Source organism: Streptomyces sp. NPDC089919, from assembly GCF_040684615.1.
In the GTDB taxonomy this organism is placed as follows: Bacteria; Actinomycetota; Actinomycetes; order Streptomycetales; family Streptomycetaceae; genus Streptomyces.
In genome coordinates this window covers 21,163-36,263 of the sequence record NZ_JBFBGK010000041.1, presented here as the reverse complement: position 1 = coordinate 36,263, position 15,101 = coordinate 21,163, and the positions used below count along the sequence as shown (strand labels likewise).

General features: G+C 73.7%; 12 protein-coding genes and 2 pseudogenes. 6 read left to right on the top strand and 8 right to left on the bottom strand.

What is annotated here, in order from left to right:
• Positions 1-375: 375 nt before the first annotated feature.
• The 3 genes from AB0O40_RS18415 to AB0O40_RS18405 all read left to right on the top strand — a co-directional run bounded on the left by AB0O40_RS18415 (position 376) and on the right by AB0O40_RS18405 (position 2,749).
• Positions 376-720: an SH3 domain-containing protein gene (locus AB0O40_RS18415; protein ID WP_365042203.1), complete on the top strand. Its 345-nt coding sequence runs from the start codon at positions 376-378 to the stop codon at positions 718-720.
• A 154-nt stretch (positions 721-874) separates the two neighbouring features.
• Positions 875-1,999, top strand: a complete 1,125-nt coding sequence (locus AB0O40_RS18410) for a glutamate--cysteine ligase (protein ID WP_365042200.1) — start codon at positions 875-877, stop codon at positions 1,997-1,999.
• Positions 2,000-2,119: 120 nt separating this feature from the next.
• On the top strand, positions 2,120-2,749 hold the full coding sequence (locus AB0O40_RS18405) for a hypothetical protein (RefSeq protein WP_365042197.1): 630 nt from the start codon (positions 2,120-2,122) through the stop codon (positions 2,747-2,749).
• Positions 2,750-2,823: 74 nt separating this feature from the next.
• On the opposite strand, the gene AB0O40_RS18400 is transcribed toward AB0O40_RS18405, so the two are convergent.
• From AB0O40_RS18400 to AB0O40_RS18390, 3 genes are all read right to left on the bottom strand, one after another.
• Entirely contained in the window at positions 2,824-4,734 is a 1,911-nt protein-coding gene (locus tag AB0O40_RS18400; protein ID WP_365042195.1) for a hypothetical protein, read from the bottom strand.
• Positions 4,735-4,868: 134 nt separating this feature from the next.
• Positions 4,869-5,702 (bottom strand): PIG-L family deacetylase, encoded by an 834-nt coding sequence (locus tag AB0O40_RS18395; protein ID WP_365042269.1) that lies wholly within the window; start codon positions 5,700-5,702, stop codon positions 4,869-4,871.
• Between the two features lie 229 nt (positions 5,703-5,931).
• The gene (locus AB0O40_RS18390) at positions 5,932-7,395 is read right to left on the bottom strand and encodes an MFS transporter (RefSeq protein ID WP_365042192.1); all 1,464 of its coding nucleotides are present in this window, start codon (positions 7,393-7,395) and stop codon (positions 5,932-5,934) included.
• Between the two features lie 206 nt (positions 7,396-7,601).
• Between AB0O40_RS18390 and AB0O40_RS18385 the strand changes: the two genes are divergently transcribed.
• On the top strand, positions 7,602-8,219 hold the full coding sequence (locus tag AB0O40_RS18385) for a helix-turn-helix domain-containing protein (protein WP_365042189.1): 618 nt from the start codon (positions 7,602-7,604) through the stop codon (positions 8,217-8,219).
• A 93-nt stretch (positions 8,220-8,312) separates the two neighbouring features.
• Positions 8,313-8,906, top strand: coding sequence for a class I SAM-dependent methyltransferase (locus AB0O40_RS18380; RefSeq protein ID WP_365042186.1), 594 nt, complete (start codon positions 8,313-8,315; stop codon positions 8,904-8,906).
• 76 nt (positions 8,907-8,982) lie between these two features.
• Here the strand turns inward: AB0O40_RS18380 and AB0O40_RS18375 are convergent, their stop codons facing one another.
• From AB0O40_RS18375 to AB0O40_RS18360, 4 genes and pseudogenes are all read right to left on the bottom strand, one after another.
• Positions 8,983-9,852 (bottom strand): aminoglycoside phosphotransferase family protein, encoded by an 870-nt coding sequence (locus AB0O40_RS18375; protein ID WP_365042183.1) that lies wholly within the window; start codon positions 9,850-9,852, stop codon positions 8,983-8,985.
• Positions 9,853-9,969: 117 nt separating this feature from the next.
• Positions 9,970-10,797: pseudogene (locus tag AB0O40_RS18370) on the bottom strand (alpha/beta fold hydrolase); the annotation flags it as partial.
• 36 nt (positions 10,798-10,833) lie between these two features.
• On the bottom strand, positions 10,834-11,232 hold the full coding sequence (locus AB0O40_RS18365) for a Ser-Thr-rich GPI-anchored membrane family protein (RefSeq protein WP_365042180.1): 399 nt from the start codon (positions 11,230-11,232) through the stop codon (positions 10,834-10,836).
• Between the two features lie 186 nt (positions 11,233-11,418).
• Positions 11,419-13,944: a hypothetical protein gene (locus AB0O40_RS18360; RefSeq protein WP_365042177.1), complete on the bottom strand. Its 2,526-nt coding sequence runs from the start codon at positions 13,942-13,944 to the stop codon at positions 11,419-11,421.
• A 345-nt stretch (positions 13,945-14,289) separates the two neighbouring features.
• Between AB0O40_RS18360 and AB0O40_RS18355 the strand changes: the two are divergent.
• Positions 14,290-14,673: pseudogene (locus AB0O40_RS18355) on the top strand (transposase); the annotation flags it as partial.
• Here the strand turns inward: AB0O40_RS18355 and AB0O40_RS18350 are convergent.
• On the bottom strand, positions 14,638-15,042 hold the full coding sequence (locus AB0O40_RS18350) for a hypothetical protein (RefSeq protein WP_365042174.1): 405 nt from the start codon (positions 15,040-15,042) through the stop codon (positions 14,638-14,640). The pseudogene AB0O40_RS18355 and the gene AB0O40_RS18350 sit on opposite strands and share 36 nt — an antisense overlap.
• Positions 15,043-15,101 lie beyond the last annotated feature (59 nt).

Here is a 15,101-nt window from a genome sequence, read left to right as displayed (position 1 = left end):
GGGCCGGGACTCGGGAGCGGGCCCGGCAGCGGCCCCGGCTGGGGCCCGGGACCGGGACCGGGCGCGGGGGTGGGGTTCGGAGGCACGGGATCGTCGGGAGGCGTACCCACGGGTGCTCCTTTCCGTTGCGCGCGCTGCTGCGCGTGGCTGGGGCGCGGGCGGCCGGTGCGCCGCCCCGCACCCTGCGCGTCTGCCCGGCGGGCTCCGGCTGAACCGGCCGGCCACGCGCGGACGCACCCGAACGGGCGAATGCCGACCCGTCCGGCCCAGCGGGGGCGTGTTCGTCCCGGCCCCCGCGCCCCCACGGCGGATAGTCCCTCCGTGGTCGGCGGCGCGGTCGCCGAGCAGGCCGAGGTGACGAGGAGTGTGGGTTCGATGGTGAAGAAGGCATGGGTCACGTACGCGCTGGCGGCCGGAGTGCTGATGGGACCGCTCGCCCCGGCCGGCTGGGCGGCGACCGGGGACGCGGGCGCGCCGGAGCGGGGCGGCTCCTACCCGGTGGGCGTGGTGGAGACCCGCGCACCGCTGAACGTCCGCGAGAAGCCGACCGTGTACTCGTACGTGGTCAAGCAGCTCCACCCGCACCAGAAGGTGCAGCTGGAGTGCCAGAAGCGCGGTGGCTGGGTGGACGGCAACCCGGTCTGGTACCGGCTGCACGGCTCCAAGGGCTGGGTGTCGGCCCGCTACGTGCACAACCTGCGGCCGGTCCGCTCCTGCTGACCTGGGCGGGCCGACCTGCGGAACGCCCCTCGACCAGGTGAAGCGCATCCCCGCCCGGATACGGGGAACACGGGTGCGAGTGTGCCCGCCCGCATGCCACCGGACCGGTGGGGCAGGCGGGCAGCATCTGAACGGCGATACGAGGGGTGACCGCATGCGGAGCGTGGGCGTGGAAGAGGAACTGCTGCTGGTGGATGCCGACAGCGGTGTGCCCCTTGCCCTTTCGGGCCACGTGCTGGAGGCGGCCGACCGGTGCGACGGACCGGCCAAGGGCTGGGAGAAGGGCCACACCTTCGAGCGCGAGCTGGCCAAGGAGCAGGTGGAGTTCGCGACCAAGCCGGTGACGGACATGGCGGAACTGGCCCGCGAGATCGGCCGGTGGCGCCAGGAGGCGGCCCGGCACGCGGAGGGCGTCGGCGCGGTGGTGGCCGCCCTGGCGACGTCACCGCTGCCGGTGGAGCCCTCCCTGAACACCGGACGGCGCTACCGGTGGGTGGCCGATCAGTTCGGCCTGACCGCACAGGAGCAGCTGACCTGCGGCTGCCACGTCCACGTCTCGGTCGAGTCGGACGAGGAAGGCGTCGCGGTGCTGGACCGGATCCGGCCCTGGCTGCCGGTCCTGACGGCCCTCAGCGCGAACTCGCCCTTCTGGCAGGGCCGGGACACCGGGTACGGGAGCTACCGCAGCCGGGTCTGGAACCGGCTGCCGGCCGCGGGTCCGGTGGACCTCTTCGGCTCCGCGGAGCGCTACCACCAGCAGGTCGAGGCGATGGTCGGCAGCGGTGTGCTCCTCGACGAGGGGATGGTCTGGTTCGACGCCCGGCTCTCGGCGGCCTACCCCACGGTGGAGATCCGGGTCGCGGACGTCTGCCTCGACGCCTCGACCCCCGTCCTGCTCGCCGCTCTCGTCCGCGCGCTGGTGGAGACGGCGGCCCGCGAGTGGCGGGCCGGGCGGCCCCCGGCGCCGGTGAGCACCAGCATGCTGCGCCTGGCCGCCTGGCAGGCCGGCCGGTCCGGTCTGGAAGGCTCGCTGCTGCACCCCGAGACCATGCGGGAGACCTCTCCCGAGGACGCCGTCCAGGCCCTTTACCTGCACGTGCACGAGGCCCTGCGCGACCACGGGGACGACGCCCTGGTGCGGGAGGGGATCAGCTCCCTGATGCACGACGGGAACGGCGCCCGGGTGCAGCGCGAGCTGCTGCGGGCGGGCGGGGAACTCGCCGCCGTGGTGACCCGCTGCGCCGAGCTGACCACGCGCTCCGCCGCGGCGGCGGGCTGAGCCGCCCCGCCCCCGGCAGGTCGGGCCGGGGGCATCGGGCGATTGCGCTGCGGCATCCCGGGCAGGGGCCCATCGGGTGATCCCTTCGGACGGGGGAGGGCGAGGAAAAGCAGGCTGCACGTGGCACGCGGACGCGAGACCGCCCGGACCCGGCACCCCCGCCACGAGCGGCGGGGCGAGGCCCGGCTGCCGGCCGTCGTGGCGACCCTGGCCGCGACAGGGCTGTACGTGCTCCTGCCGCAGCGGCTCCTGATCGCTCCCCGGTACGTCCTGCCCGCGCTGGAACTGCTGCTCCTGCTGCCGTTGATCGTGATCAACCCGAGGCGGCTCACCCGGCAGACCCGCACCTTCCGGGTCCTGTCGCTGGCGCTGGTGTTCATCATCGCCGCGGGCAACCTCGTGGCCCTGGGCCTCCTCATCGACCAGCTGGTGCACGCGAAGATCTCGGACGGCCGGTCCCTGCTGATCGCGGCCCTCCAGGTGTGGCTGACCAACATCATCGTCTTCGGGCTCGCGTACTGGGAGCTGGACCGCGGCGGCCCGGTCGCCCGCACCCAGCAGCCGCGCGAGGAGCTGCCGCTGGCGGACTTCCGCTTCTCGCAGGACGAGAACGACGATGCGGTCGGCGAGGTCGCCGACACCGACGAGGCCAGCCGCCTCGACCACCCCCACCTGGACCCGAGAACCGGCCGAAGGCACTGGACGGGCCCCCGAACCGAGAAGAAGGCCGAGGGCACGACCGAGGAGTGACCTCGGGCGTGACGCACAGCGAGTTCCACAGGCACGGCCCGCCGCTCCTGGGAGATAGCGAGCCCCATCGCCTTCTAGCGGGCGAGCAACCGAACTGCCAAGTCGCGGAGTTCGATGTCCGGGTGGCCGTCTCCCGAGTGGGGTGCGTCGGGGAGCAGGCGGCGGGGGGAGAAGGCGAGGCCGCGGAGGGTGGGGCGGAGGGCGTCCGGTGCCTGGCTGGTGGCGGTGAGGGCTTTGAGGGCGCGGAGGCCGATCGGGGTGGCGGCGACGAGGGCGGACAGGGTGGGGACCGCGCGGTCGGGGGAGCCGGTGATGCCGTGGAGGGCCGCTGCTGCCGACAGCCGGGTCCAGGGGTCCCGGGCGTCCAGGTGGCGTTCGACGAGCGGGAGCAGCGGGGCGCCGGCGCTGCCGACCGGCTCCAGGGCGTCGAGGTACCAGGAGGTCTGGCCGGTGCCGGACAGGAGGGCTTCGAAGGTGCGCAGGGCCGGCCCGGGCTCTCCGGTCAGGCGGAGGTGGGCGGCGGCGGCCGCGGCGCGCACCGAGGCGTCGTGGGCCTCCATGGACGCCCGGAGGGCGCGGACGACCTCCGGTGCCGGATCGCCGTCCGTCCCCAGCCGACGGGCTGCCAGGACGGGACCGCGGTCGCTGCGCAGGCAGTCGAGGAGTTCCGGACGGGCCTCCCGAGCGAGCGTGCCGTCGACGGAGCCGAGGGACCTGATCAGGGCGTTGGCTTCGTTACCGGTGGCTCCGGCGGCCAGCAGGCGCCGGATCTCGGGGACGAGCCGGTCGGCCGCCTCGGGGAAGGATTCCGCGGCGGCCGCGAGCAGCCGCCCCGCCGCGCCGGGGCCGTGGTCGCGCGACGGTCCGGCGGCGGTGGCGCTCAGGACGAGGTCCAGCGCGCGGGGGTCGCGTGCGCGCACCAGTGCCAGGAGGGCGGCCGCGGCGACCTCCTCGTCGGCGTCCAGGTGGCCGGACACCGCCGTGCGTACGTCCTCGCCGACCTCGGCGAGCTGGTCGACGTAGTGCGCGATGCTGCGCAGGCGGGCCCGCAACGCCATGGAGGTCCGCTGGTGGGGGAGGGCCGCCACCGCCAGTGCCACGACCTGCGGTTCCCGGTCCCGCCAGGTCTCGGCGACCTCCTCGGCCAGCCAGGACCCCCGGGTGCCCAGGTCCCCGGCCGTGATCCAGCGGGCGGCCACCGCGAGCGAGGCGTCCGGGTCCTCGGCGAGCAGGCAGCGCAGGTGGTCGTCCGGGCTCCGGGTGGACGTGCCCGGCCAGGGGAAGTCGTCGCCCCCGGGGTCCGGTTCGGCACCGTCCTCGGCGATCACCTCGACGTGGCCTTCGGCGTACGGGGGCCCGGACCGTGCCACCGCCAGGCCGGCTGCCGCCAGCCTGATCTCGGCCAGCGGGCTGTCGAGCGCGTCCGCGGGCCCCTGGCCGAAGCGGGTGAGCGCCACCAGTGCGTCGGCGCGTACGGCCGGCACGGGGTCGCCCGCGTACACCTCCTCGAGCCGGGCCACGGCCTCGGCCCGATGCTCCCCGGGCAGCAACCCGGCCACGGCTGCGAGCACCCGCACCAGGGCCCGCCGTACCGCCCGGTCCTCGTCATCGAGGCAGGGCAGCAGACCGGGGACCACCCGGCAGAGTTCGGCGCAGATCGCGGCCACGCTGCTGCCCGGCCACTGCGGCAGGTCGACGTCGTCCGGCTCGTGGTCGGCGAGTACGGCGAGCAGCATCAGCAGCTCGTCGCGCTTGGCCGGGGCGTGCAGCGCGGCATGGGCGACGAAGGGCACGGCCGGGGCCGACGCCGGGTACACGGTCCCTTGGTGGTGGATGTTGCCGTACAGCTCGTACAGCGCCTCGTCCGCCACCTCCTCGTCGACCTGGTACAGGGCCCTGACCAGCTCCGGAACGTCCCCGGCCGGGCCGTAGGCATGGGTCAGCGCGTCCCACGGGACGTGGTCCAGCTCGGCCGGAGATCTCACTGCGGTGCTCCTCGGGTGCTCGGATGCGCCGACCCTAACGACCGTCCTCCGAGGGGCCCTCACCCGGGGCCACCAGCGCGTACCGGGCCGGCCGGCCCGCCCTGCACGGGGCGGGGGCCGGCCGGCCGGGCGGGTCAGCGCAGGCCGGCGAAGAGGTCCGTCTCGGGGAGCGGGCTGCCGGTGGGGTCCTGGACGCGCACGAAGGTCTCCATGCCCATCAGGTGGCCGAACCGCTCCTTGCCCATCCGGAGGAAGAAGATGTTCTCGCCCTGGCTGGCGTGGGCGGCCAGGGCGTCGAACTTCTGGCTGCTGAAGGCGGTCGTGTCCACCCAGGTGCTGATGTCCTCGTCGGGGAGGCCGATGTCGGCCAGTGCGGCCGTCTCGGCCGGGTCCGGCTCCGGCATCTCGTCGCTGAACTCGCGCATGATCTCGCCGAACCGCTTCATCGCGGAGTGCGGCATCGTGGTCCAGTAGACCTTCGGCGTCAGGTCCGTCATCTCCAGCGCGGCCATCGTGATGCGGTGCGCCTGGATGTGGTCGGGGTGGCCGTAGAAGCCGTTCTCGTCGTAGGTGACGACCACGTCGGGCCGGTAGTGGCGCATGAGGTCCGCGAGCCGGGCCGCGCCCTCCGTCACGGGCGTCTGCCAGAAGGAGTCGGGGGCGTCGTTGCTGTCCCAGCCCATCATCCCGGAGTCGGCGTAGTCCAGCAGTTCCAGGTCGCTGATCTTCAGGACCTCGCAGCTCGCTTCCAGTTCCTGCCGGCGCAGGCGGGCGACGGCCGCCGGATCGTGCTCCGGGTCGCCGGGCTTGGCGCCCCCGGGGCCGTCACCGCAGCCGCCGTCGGTACAGGTCACGAGGACCGTGCGGATGCCTTCCGCCGCGTACTGCGCGAGCACGCCTCCGGTGCCGGTGGCCTCGTCGTCGGGGTGGGCGTGTACTGCCATCAGCGTCAACGGCCGGTCGGTCATGAGCGAGTCCTCCTGCAGGGCTGCGTACGGGTTCGAGTGCGCGGCGGGCATGCCGCGACCCCGGGAGGCCGGACCCTGCCGGGACGGATGACATGTTTCCACCCTCCAGTGACAGCCCCCTGCCCGGTGCAACGACACCGGCCGGTCCGGCTGTTCCCGGCCGTTCCGGCGAGCCGCCACCGGCCTGCGGTTCACCGCCGATGACGAGGAGTACGAACCCGCCGGACCGTCACGCGCGTGCGGTGGAGGCTGCGGTCTCGGTGCTGGGGTCCGACGGGTCCTGGACGGCGGGGAGGGGGAGGTGCGGGGCCGGGATGAAGGCGGCGATGGCGGCGGACAGCAGGGCGAAGCCGCCGCCCATCACGAGGCCGGTGCGGAAGCCCGCCTCGGAGGTGAGGGTGACGCCGCCGGCGGTGGTGGTCATCTGCGCCAGGACGACGCCCACGACCGCGGCGCCGACGGACGTACCGAGGGACCGCATCAGGGCGTTGAAACCGTTGGCGGCCCCCGTCTCGGCCAGCGGTACCGCGCTCATGATCAGGGCGGGCATGGCGCCGTAGGCGAGGGCCACGCCGCTGTTGACGACCATGACGGCCACCATCAGGCCGGGCGCCGTACCGTCCAGCAGCAGGGCCGCGGCGTAACCGGCGGCGAGTACGAGCGCGCCGGAGGCGAGGGTGACCTTGGGCCCCCGGGCGTTGGTGAGCTTGCCCCCGAGCGGGGACACGACCATCATCATCAGCCCGCCGGGCAGCAGCCACAGCCCCGCCGCGAGCATGGACTGGCCCAGGCCGTAGCCGGTGGCCGCGGGGAACTGCAGCAGCTGGGGGATGACCAGCATGCTGGCGTACATCCCGAAGCCGATGGAGACCGACGCGAGGTTGGTCAGCAGCACGCGGGGGCGGACCGTGGTCCGCAGGTCCACCAGCGGGTCGGTGGTCCGCCACTCGAACCAGCCCCACCCGGCCAGCACCACCACGGCGGCGGATATCAGCGCGAGGGAGGTGGCCGAACCCCAGCCCCAGTCGGCTCCCTTGGACACGAACAGCAGCAGGCAGACCAGGCCCGTGGCCAGTCCCAGGGCGCCGGGCACGTCGAAGCGCTGGCCGCGGGCCGCGGGGGGCACCTCCGGCACGAAGGCGACGATCATGGCGGCGACGGTGACGGCCAGCGCGGCGGAACCCCAGAACAGCAGGCGCCAGCTGGCGTACTGGGCCACGGCGGCGGAGACCGGCAGGCCGATCCCGCCGCCGATGCCCATGGACGCGCTCACCAGGGCGATCGAGGAGCTGAGCCGCTCGGCCGGCAGCACGTCCCGCAACAGGGCGATGCCCAGCGGGATCATGCCCATGCCGATGCCCTGGAGCCCGCGCCCGACGATCATCGGGACCACGCTGCTCGACAGCGCGCACACCACCGATCCGGCGATGAGCGGCAGGCAACAGGCCAGCAGCATGCGGCGCTTGCCGACCAGGTCGCCCAGCCGCCCGCTGACGGGCACGCAGACGCCGGCGACGAGGAGGGTCGCGGTGACCACCCAGGCGGAGTTGGAGTGCGAGGTGTGGAGGATGTCCGGCAGGTCGGCCAGCAGCGGGGTGACCAGCGTCTGCATGACGGCGGCGGTGACGCCGGCCAGCGCGAGCGTCGCGATCACCTTGCCGGTGCGGGGGTCGGCCGTGGGCGGCTGGGGCATGGAAGGTCCTCGGAGCGTGGGTCCGCAGGCCCGGCCGGCCGGACGGCGCGGAGCGTACGGGGGGTACGTGGGGAACTGCCCGGCGGGGGAGTGGGTGGGGGTCGGTCGCGGGAACGCACCACAATCAGTAGTCAACTATCAGTTCGCGGTGCGGGGCATGTCAACAGCATCCGGTCGCCGACTCGTCCCTTGCTATCGTCCGGAGGATGCCGACCGACACTCCAAGACCGCTGCGGGCCGACGCCGCGCGCAACGCCGAGAAGATCGTGCGGGCCGCCCGGGAGGTATATGCGCAGCTGGGGCCCGAGGCGCCGCTCGACGAGGTCGCCCGCCGGGCCGGCGTGGGCATCGCCACGCTCTTCCGCCGGTTCCCGGACAAGGCGGCCCTCCTTCGAGCCGTCCTCGACCAGCAGTTCACCGAGGACGTCCTGCCCGCCATCGACCGGGGGCTCGCCGACGAGGACCCGCGCCGGGGGCTGACCGAGGTGATCGAGGCCGCCCTGACCTCGGCGGCCGAGGAGTACCACGTGCTGACGGCCGCCCGCAGCGCCGGGGTGTTCTCCGCGGAGACCGGCGCGCGCTTCTTCGACGCGCTGGACCCGCTGGTGGCGCGGGGGCAGCGGGCAGGGGTGATCCGGCCGGACCTGGTCCCGGACGACGTGCGGCGGATCATGAGCATGCTGGTGAGCGTGCTGTGGACGATGGACCCGGCCGAGGCCGGCTGGCGCCGCTACGTCACCCTCGTCCTGGACGGCCTCGACCCCACGGCAGCCACCCCCCTCCGCCACCCGGCCCCACCCCTGCTGCGCAGGCCCCAGCCCTGACGGGCGTCACCCTGTGCGGGCCGCCGACGGGCCCCCTTTCGCCCACCGACGTCCCGCCGATGCCGCTACGCCGGTTCAGGCATAGTTGACAGGGTGAACGACAAGAACGGCTGGCTCGCCCTTCTCGAGGAGAACCCGGGTCACTCGCAGTGGTACATCGACCGCTTTCGGAAGCTCGCCGAGGACGGCGCCGATCTGCATGGTGAGGCCCGGCTCGTCGACGCGATGGTTCCCCGCGGAGCCCGGATCCTCGACGCGGGCTGCGGACCCGGCCGGGTCGGCGGATATCTGGCCCGGGCCGGACACGACGTCACGGGCGTCGACCTCGACCCGGACCTCGTCGCCGCGGCCCGGACCGATCACCCCGGAGCACACTGGCTCACCGGGGACCTCGCCGAGCTCGACCTCCCCGCCAAGGGCTTCGACGTGCTGGTGTGCGCCGGAAACGTGATGACCTTCCTCGCCCCCGACACGCGCCGCACCGTCCTGGACCGGTTCGCAGATCACCTGCGGGCAGCGGGGCGAGCGGTGATCGGTTTCGGCACCGAACGCGGCTACCCGCCCGAAGAATTCCTCCAGGACGCCGAGGCCGCCGGTCTGCCCCCCAGCCTCCTGCTGTCCACGTGGGACCTGCAGCCCTATGCCGAGGGGTCCGACTTCCTGGTGGCCGTTCTCACGAAGGCGTGACCTGCCCCCGGTCGCCGAGTCCGGGGCAGGCTCCGGTCTCTCCCACACGACTGGAGCGATCTGCCGAAAGAGCCGCCTAGCCCGCCAGGGCCGCCCTGATCTGGCGGGTGGTCTGGGCGGCGACGGCGGGGTGGTCGGCGGCGTACGCGGCGTGGGCGTTGAGGCCCGTCGCGAGGGCCCAGCCGCGTCCCCGGGTCCAGGTGTCCTCGTCCGCCCCGAGCGCCGTGCGGAACACGGTCCGGCAGCGGGCGGACATGAGGGTGAAGGCGATCGTCAGGTCGCAGGCCGGATCGCCGAGCCCCAGCTCGCCGAAGTCGATGACCGCGCTCAGCTCGCCCCCGGCCGTGAGCAGGTTCCCGGTGTGCAGGTCCCCGTGGCACCACACCGGTGCGGGCTCCCGGTACGGGGCGGCGAGGGCGGCATCCCACAGGGCGGTCATCGCCCCGGCGTCGAACTCCCCGGCCAGCGCGGCGATGGCCGCACGCGTCGCGGCGTCCCGTTCCTCCAGCGGCTCCCGCAGCGCGCCGCCGCCGTCGGCCGGGCAGGACCGCAGCGCCGTCAGGAACCCGGCGAGCGCCCGGGCGGCGGGCGCCGAATCGCCGAGCCCGGCCACCGTCGCGACGTCCCCCTCCAGCCAGCGGGACACCGCCCACGGCCACGGGTACCCGCACCCGGGCTCGCCCACCGCGACCGGCACCGGCACGGCCAGCGGCAGCAGCGGACCGAGCCGGGGCAGCCAGCGCAGTTCCTTGGCCGCCTGGCCGACGGCGTGCCGGTGACGGGGCAACCGCACCGACAGTTCCCCGCCGAGACGGTGGACCACATGGTCGGAGCCGGCCGGCTCGAAGCGCTCCAACGGCAGCCCCGCCCACTGCGGGAACTGCTCGTCGACGAGCCGGCGCACCAGCGCGGTGTCGATGACGGGCCTGAGGTCGGCTGTGCTCATCCGCGGCTCCGGATTCCGGCCCGTACGACGACGAGCACTACATGGTCCAGACCATCCCAGCCTGTCCGGCCCTCGGCTGTCGACCGGTTTTCCGCTGGTACGCGGGTCGGGCCGATGTCAGGAGCAGAGGCGGGCCACCTGCTCGAGTTCGTCCGCCAGGGGCGCCGGGTCGCGCGGGCCGATGTGGGGGGCCTTGAGCGACCGGACGCGGAACGGGTTGCCGGGGGTCAGTTCGTCGGCCTCCCGGATCATCAGGTCCTGGAGGGCGGGCGGCAGCGTGCGGTCCTCCGTGAACCGGATGAAGGTGCGCGGGATCCGGCCCCACGCGTCCGGGCGGCCGCGGCCGTCGGCGGCCCCGATCGCCGGGGACTCGTCGGGTTCGAGGATGTTGAGGACGGCCCGCACCTCGGCGTCCGAGTAGTCGGCGGCCATCGCCTCTTTGGCGATGTGGAGGAACTCCGGGTCGCGGCTGCGCCAGTTGACCCGGGTGACCCCGAGCTCGGGCGCGGTCGGGACCGGGACCATCTTGAAGATGTGGCTCGTGGCCGCCTCCGGGGTCGCCAGCAGGTCGTTCGAGGAGACCCGCTTGGCCGGGCACAGCGCCGACACGTACACCAGGTGGGAGATCAGCTCGGGTATCAGGTCGGCCGTGGCGTTGAGGGTGACGCCCCCCATGCTCTGCCCGGCCAGGACGACCGGGCCGTTGCGGTGCGCCCGCCGCACCACCGACGCCACGTGCGCGGCGCAGTCGGCCAGGGTCGTGCCGGCGACGGGCGAGGGCTCCGTACGGAGCCGTTCCAGGTCCTGCGGCGCCTGGTACGAGAGCGGGAAGTACGCACCGGGCTCGTGGCCCGGCAGGTCCACCGCGACCACGCGATGCCCCCGGAGCCCCAGTTCGGCCGCCACGGGGGACCATCCGTAGGCGTTGCTGCCCGCCCCGTGAACGAGGACGAAGGTGACCGGGCGCGACGGCCCGGCCCGTCAGGCGGCGACGAGCAGGAAGGGGCCGCTGTAGGCGTCGAGCATGCCCGGGCCGGTGATGAGGAGGCGGCATTCACCGGTGGCGGTGCCGGCGGGGACGGTGACCCGGGCCGTGGTGTGGTGGGCGGGCACGCCGGTCGCCAGGACGGCGCGGGTGACGGTGGCGGTGCCCTCGCGCTGGACGAGGCGGATGTCGAGCGCGTCGAGGGGGCCGGTCGGGTACCAGCGCACCACCTGCTCCGTGCCCTCCTCCCAGACGGCGCCCTCGTGGGGTGCCTCGACGACCAGGTCGTCGGTGCCGAGCAGGACGGCTGCGGCGGGGCGGCTGTAGAGGGAGTTCACATGGCTCGCGGCCCGCCGGGCCTTCGTCCAGGCGCTCTTGACGGAGGGGGTGGACATGGGCCGGCTCCTGTACTCGATGCTCTGACGGCGTGTGCTCGACCGTTCCCTTGCACCGTAGCGAGCGGCAAGGGCGCCCGTATCGGCCGAACGGCCACACCGGTACCGCCCCGGCCCGGGCCGCGGTGGTACCGGCGTAGCCCGGGCGGCCGCGCTCCGGAGGGGGCGCGGCCGCGAGGGTCGGGGTCAGGACTCCTTCGCGACGGTGAGGATGCAGAGCAGGGAGCAGGCCACGGCCGAGGAGGGCGCGCTGGTGGTCGGCGGCGTCCCGGGAGGCGCGTTGACCCCGGAGAAGGTGGCCGACGCCGTGTTCTTGAGCGGCAGGGCCAGCAGGAAGGAGGTGCAGTAGACCTGCCGGCCGGCTCCGACCGCGAGGTCGAAGGTCCCCGCCGCGGTCCGACAGCCCGGTGTGGTGGGGTCGTTGACCGTCACCTGGGTGACGGGGACCGGACCGGTGTTGGTGACGGTGATCCGCCAGTAGGCGGTGCCGAGCAGTTGCAGCAGGCCCACGGGGCTCTTCTTGGCCCAGGGGCCCGCGCCGCCCGGCCCGCACGCGTGCGGGTTCGAGACGGTGCAGATCTCCTTCTCGACCGTCACCGCGGGCTTGCACTGCGATCCGGGCGCGACGGCGAGGTCGACGGTGTTGGAGGTGAGGGAGCCGGTGGCGTCGGTGGCGGTCGCGGTGTCGGAGACCTGGGTGACCGAGCAGTCCGCCGCGACGACCGTACGCACGCACACCTGGGGCGCGTCGCCCTGGTAACTGGCCACCAGGGCCGGGTGGTTGGTGGCGGTGAAGTCCGCCGCGCTGGTCAGGACGAGCTGGACGGTGACGGTGATGGCCGGATGCCCGGCGGCCGAGATGCCGCTGAGGTCGACGGTGCCGGCCGGGGTCAGGGCGGGGGTGGCGAGGACGGTCCCGTCGGGGTCGGTCACCGAGACGGCCGAGGCGGCGAGGTTGACGTGGCCGAGGTCGATGGCTTCGAGCCGCGCCTCGGTGTACGCCTGGACGTGGCCGGACGCCCCGTCGCAGTAGAAGTCGGACGGCTTGAGGGTGACGGCCGCGCCGCTGTGCACGCACGGGGTGGCGCCGGTGGCCGGGTCGAGGGAGAAGAGGATGCCCGCGTCGCCGAGGGCGATCAGGCAGCGGGTGGTGGCGTCGTAGGTGTAGCCGTAATCACGGGTCGCGCCGCCGCCCACGCCGGGGTGGGTGGCGACGGCCGGGAAACCGGCGCACGGCTGCGTGGTGGTCCAGCTGTAGCAGAGGGTCGCGCCGGGGACGGGCCCGCCCCAGACGGGGAAGTAGCTGCGGGTGTCGGTGGCGGTGGTGACGACTTCGGGGTTGAAGACGAGGACGGCGTTGCCGACCGTGCCGAGTCCGGTGACCGGTGCGGCGAGCGGGCTGCCGTCGGTTGCGAAGCAGGTGGTCAGGGGCTGGCCGCTGCTGGTGGCCGCGCTGCACACGCCGTTGGCCTCACCGGCGGCGGTGTACGAGGTGAAGGCGTTGTACGTGTAGGAGGAGGCGTTGGGCGCCGTGGTGTGCGGGGTGTCCCAGCCGGCACAGACGGTTCCCGTCGCGGGGTCGAAACAGCCCAGGGCGGGTGTGGCGGCGACGGTGGAACCACCGGTCTGGGGCGCGGAGGAGGCGAAGACCTTGCCGCCGGCCGTGGTCATGCTGCCGAGGTAGAGCGAGCCGGTGGCCCCGGGCAGGTCGTGGTTGGGGCGGACGATGGGAGCGTAGGGCTGCCCGTCGCAGGGGGTGCGGGTGGCCATGGTCAGGCAGAGCACCTGGCCGGTGCTGGCGACGCCGTACAGCTTGCCGGCCTCGGCGACGAGCCCGGCCATGCCGTTGGCGCTGGACGGGGAGCCGCCGGTGGCCCGCAGGGCGAAGAAGCCGCAGTTGGCCCGGGCCCCGAGGTCCAGACAGCCGACGCCGAGCGCGGAGGCGGTCACGCCCGGGTAGTAGAGCACGCCCGGCCGGTCGGGGTCGGAGACGTACTGGGGAGTCAGGGTGCTGCTGATGTCGCCGGTGCTGCCGGTGCCGAGCGGGCCCGGGGCGGTGTTGAGCGGGCGGGGCCAGGGGCCGCCCGCACAGGGCTGGCCGGTCGACAGGTTGCTGCACACGGCCTGCGGCGCGGCGGGGCCGGTGTGGTGGTACATGTTCCACGCCTCGACCTCACCGCTCTCGGTGCGGTGCAGGACGGGGGTGAAACCGTCGCCGCCGGTGGACTGGGCGGTGGGCCGCACGGGCGGCAGGAGGTTGGCGGCGAGCGAGGTCCCGCCGGGGCGGGCCGCGGGGTGGCTGGCGCGGACGGCCACGGTCGCGGCGCCCGGGTCGGTGCCGCTGAAGGTGGTCCCGTCGGTGGACCAGCCGGGCGTCCAGCCCGGCGGCACCTTCAGGGAGCCGGGGACGTACGTCTGGCTGGTACCGGCGCCGGATATGGGGTCGGTGATCACCGCCGGGGCCGGGGCTCCGGCGGCGGCGTTGGCGTAGCTGGCCGTCCAGTTGACGGTGGAGCCGTGCGCCACCGGGACCTGGCCCGGGTCGGTGACGTTCTGGGCGGTCTTCACCAGGGTGGACGCGGCGGCGGCTGCGGCAGGCGGCTCCGCGGCCGCCGATAAGGAGGTGCCGCCTGCGGCTGCGGTCAGTGCGAGTGCGGTCAGAGCGGCGGCCACCGCGGTGCGCAGCGGCCGCCGGGAACGGTATGTGAGCACGGGACGGGACATGGGCTCCCATTCTGTGTCGCGGGGCGCGCACCGACGGAGGTGCACTGAGGTGCGCGCAGACGCACACCGTAAGCGCGCGGTTTCACCTCGTCACCGGTTTTGGCGGAGCAGGGCAGGTTCTGACCGGAAGTGGGAGCCGAATGCCCGGAGCGCCGCGATAGTTGCCTGTTTAACTTCTTGAACTTCCATGATCGGACGCCGGTTCCGCCGCCGGCCGGCCGTGGCCGGGTCGGTACGGCCTGCCTAAGAACTCCCAACGAAATGATCTTCGAGGTGGTCGGATCACTCCGGGGCCGTTGATCTGGGGGTGCGGGGTGGCTCGGCGGAAGCCGTGGGAGAAGCCCTGTGGACCGGGGTAGGGCGGGCAGCAAGCACCACCTCATCACGGACGCCATCGGCATCCCCCTCGGCGTCACCCTCACCGGTGGCAATCGCGACGACGTCACCCAGCTCATCCCACTGCTCAAGGCGGTGCCACCCGTGCGGGGCAAGCGCGGCCGACTTCGGCGCCGCCCCGACGTCGTGCTCGGGGACCGTGGCTACGACCAACGCTGGGTTGTCGAGCGCGCCTTCGCCCACCTGCACTGGTTCCGCCGCCTGCGCATCCGCTGGGAGATCCGCGACGACATCCACGAAGCCTTCCTGACCTCGGGATGCGCACTCATCTGCTGGCGACGCCTGTTACAGCCGACCCGATCCCTCGGCCTCTCGCAGTAGCCATTCCCGGACCGAAGGAGCTTGGTCAAGGAGCCGTCTGACCTGCATTCCCTCTTCGCGCGAGGTCACCTTCGGCAGCGGGGTGAAGTCCTCGGGGGTCACGTCCAGCCAGCTCACCACGCGATCTCCCGTACACAGAGTGATCAGCAGTTCCCACCGCACGTGATCGGGAACGTCACGGCGGTGGGACAGGGTGTGCCACCAGGCCGGCCACAGATAGTGGGTGCCGCCGGGCGCCGCATTCGCCCGCACCCACGTCGGATCCAACCGCTGGCTCAGGCCCAGGTCACCCGCCCGCTCCTCCAGCCGGAACAACGAGGGAGAATCGATGACCTTCACCTCGCGCGGCAGCGGCTGCTCAACGCCCATCACCCCATGCTGCCCGACAGCACCTCACGTCGGGCAACCGACCCCGAAGAGTCATTCCG

Coding starts and splice junctions, on each gene's coding strand:
- AB0O40_RS18350 (WP_365042174.1), bottom strand. CDS start 15,042: ATGGGCGTTGAGCAGCCGCTGCCGCGCGAGGTGAAGGTCATCGATTCT.
- AB0O40_RS18375 (WP_365042183.1), bottom strand. CDS start 9,852: ATGAGCACAGCCGACCTCAGGCCCGTCATCGACACCGCGCTGGTGCGC.
- AB0O40_RS18395 (WP_365042269.1), bottom strand. CDS start 5,702: ATGACCGACCGGCCGTTGACGCTGATGGCAGTACACGCCCACCCCGAC.
- AB0O40_RS18365 (WP_365042180.1), bottom strand. CDS start 11,232: ATGTCCACCCCCTCCGTCAAGAGCGCCTGGACGAAGGCCCGGCGGGCC.
- AB0O40_RS18390 (WP_365042192.1), bottom strand. CDS start 7,395: ATGCCCCAGCCGCCCACGGCCGACCCCCGCACCGGCAAGGTGATCGCG.
- AB0O40_RS18415 (WP_365042203.1), top strand. CDS start 376: ATGGTGAAGAAGGCATGGGTCACGTACGCGCTGGCGGCCGGAGTGCTG.
- AB0O40_RS18385 (WP_365042189.1), top strand. CDS start 7,602: ATGCCGACCGACACTCCAAGACCGCTGCGGGCCGACGCCGCGCGCAAC.
- AB0O40_RS18410 (WP_365042200.1), top strand. CDS start 875: ATGCGGAGCGTGGGCGTGGAAGAGGAACTGCTGCTGGTGGATGCCGAC.